The organism is Collinsella aerofaciens (assembly GCF_015670795.1).
GTDB lineage: Bacteria > Actinomycetota > Coriobacteriia > Coriobacteriales > Coriobacteriaceae > Collinsella > Collinsella aerofaciens_Q.
Genome location: NZ_JADPCJ010000033.1, coordinates 1 through 2,504, shown reverse-complemented (window position 1 = coordinate 2,504; position 2,504 = coordinate 1). Strand labels below are relative to the sequence as shown.

Here is a 2,504-nt window from a genome sequence, read left to right as displayed (position 1 = left end):
TCGTAGACGTTCCTGCCGTCCTCGAGATAGCCCTCCTGGTCGAAGTGCATGATCTCGATCTTCTCGGTCTCCTTCATTCCCGCTCCTTTCACGAGCAGTTTGAATTGTCGCACGGAATGGACAGGCTTGCCGCCCCGTCTCGCCGCTTAACCTTGTGGACATCTTGGCCCCAAGCTCAACAATTCAAAGGTTCTTAATACCAGTGAACGATTACAGGTTAGCCGTTTTTAATACCGATTTTTTGATTTCATCCTCCCCTCTCGGTAGACGGTCAGTTTTTGCCGTTCATCGGTCATGCGACACATGTCCGTAAAAAAATGAGCACCCCGCCGTGCACGAGGATGCTCTAGACGCTAATAGTTGTAGGTATATCCGCCGGCATCACTGCGGTTAAAAGACTTGGCATGCTCGATCGCCTGCCCACTCGAGTCATAGGTCATGCATTCCAGTACGAGCGCCAGGTCGCCCGGCTCAAGATTGAGCAAACTCGCATCGCGTGCGCCCAGCGCTTCAATATCGAGTTTCTCAATCGACTTGTCCGGTTTGCGCCCCAACATGTCGTAGGTCTCGAACAGGCTGAAGACCGAAATGTCCACGTCTTCGATGCCCGGAAACAGCAGACACGGAATCAGTGTCATCTCAATCGACACGGGCTCCCCATCAATGCAGTTGAGACGGCGCACCGAGTAAAGCAGATCGTCCTCGGCGATGCCAAACAGGTCGGCGTAATACGGGCCGGCGTAGCGTTTGGAGCGCGCCAGAATGCGCACCGACGGCGTCGCGCCCGACGCCAGAACCGACTGACGGAAGCCGCCCTTGCGTTCGTGCTCGTCAAACCACTTGTGTCCCACAAAGGCGCCCTTGCCCTGCACGCGACGAATCTGGCCACTTTTGACCAGCTCGTCCATGGCACTTCGGATTGTCAGGCGCGTCGTGCCAAACTCCTCGGCCAGCTCGTTTTCGGACGGAATCATCGAGCCCGTCGGGTAGTCGCCGCGCTCGATTCGCTCCGCAATGCAGCGGCGAATTTGTTTGTAAACCGGCAAGTCTTCTACTGCATCAGCCATTCGACACCTACCTTCGTCGCAACGCCGTCTGCCTCGCCGTTATCGGCAAAACGATACTTGGTCGGCAGAATCACGGACTTGCAATACTCGACAAAGCCATCGTTCTCGTCACGCTCGTGCGAAGCCTTGTAAAACACCGGCGTGCCCTCCTGAGCACCCAGCAACTTGGCCTCGTCGGCGTTCAGACGGCTGATGGAAATATGCTCCTTGCCGTGCGTCACATGGACATTCCCTTCTTTGAGCAAAACGTCGTAGAGGCTTTCCTGCTCAAAATCGTGATCGGGAAGCGAGGGGCACAAAGACAGATTGACGTGGGCCGTCTCAATCGACGCCGGGGAACCATTAACCACGCGCACACGTCGAATGCAGAAAAGCGGCATGCCCAGGTCGATCTGGGCCTTTTGGGCCAGATCGATATCGGCGTACACGACCTTGGACCAAACCAGGCGTGCGGTCGACTTTGAGCCAACCCTCTCCACCGCCTGCGTATAGTTCCATGTTTCCTGAAAGATGTTCAGCGGTTTGGGAGGACACACATAGGTGCCCGAACCGCGGCGGCTTTCCAAAGTTCCGCACGAAATAAGGCGCGCGATCGCAGCACGCAACGCCGTGCGCGACACGCCCAGCTCTTCACAGAGCACACGCTCGGCGGGCAGCCGGTCGCCACCCTGCAGGTCATAATGATTGATATACCAAAGAATGCCCTCAAAGGCGCAATCTTTGGGCGGAATCGCATATGGTTCACTCGGCATGGGCACGGCTCCTCAACCGCTTGATGCTGCAGGCATCATTGCTCCGGACGCCCCATGGCGTCGAAGGCTTCTTTGATCTGCTCCGCAACGTTCCGATACGACCGATATAGGCCGGAGTCTCGCTTGACTTCGCCCGCGGTCACCGGAATCTCAAGCTTCGAAATCTCATCCTTGCCGGTTTGCACGACAACGATGACACCCATACCAAGACACATATTACGCTTGGCAGCGTTTATTTTCGCCGCCTTGGCAGGGTTTGCCAGGATACGCTGGGCAAATTCCTGTTTAGAGACCGCTTCTTCGGCCTCCGGATCGCCCGCCTCGGCCACTTCGCACTGCAACACGTCCGCATAGTCAAAAATCTTCGGCTCTGCACCACGCTGATGCACGGCCCACTTGCGGCGCGTGGCATCCTGGTAGATAGCCGGCAAAAACGTAAACCGCGGTGGGTCCAAAATCGTATCCGTGATGGTAAACACATCGGGATCAAAGGCATCCTGCGGGTTTTTCTTCTTGAACAGCCCCATATCAGCCTCCCGTACTAGCATTAAACAACTCAAGCTGAATATAGCACCAATTTCAAGCCGCCGCCTTACCCTATCGGTGCGCGGCGTCTATGGCTCGCCCAGCGGAAGAGTTCACGGACGAGCGCCGGGGTGCCTGCCTTGTTTTGAGAAGTGGGCTC

Annotated in this window: 3 protein-coding genes; all 3 read right to left on the bottom strand. The window is 56.4% G+C overall.

From position 1 onward, the window contains the following. Positions 1-353: 353 nt before the first annotated feature. The 3 genes from I4W09_RS09100 to I4W09_RS09090 are packed head-to-tail and all read right to left on the bottom strand — an operon-like array spanning position 354 to position 2,346. The gene (locus tag I4W09_RS09100; RefSeq protein WP_196033796.1) at positions 354-1,067 is read right to left on the bottom strand and encodes a GntR family transcriptional regulator; all 714 of its coding nucleotides are present in this window, start codon (positions 1,065-1,067) and stop codon (positions 354-356) included. After that, positions 1,052-1,819 (bottom strand): GntR family transcriptional regulator, encoded by a 768-nt coding sequence (locus I4W09_RS09095; RefSeq protein ID WP_148332853.1) that lies wholly within the window; start codon positions 1,817-1,819, stop codon positions 1,052-1,054. Before I4W09_RS09095 ends, I4W09_RS09100 begins: the two co-directional genes overlap by 16 nt. Positions 1,820-1,854: 35 nt before the next feature. After that, entirely contained in the window at positions 1,855-2,346 is a 492-nt protein-coding gene (locus I4W09_RS09090) for a hypothetical protein (RefSeq protein ID WP_196033794.1), read from the bottom strand. Between the last annotated feature and the right edge of the window lie 158 nt (positions 2,347-2,504).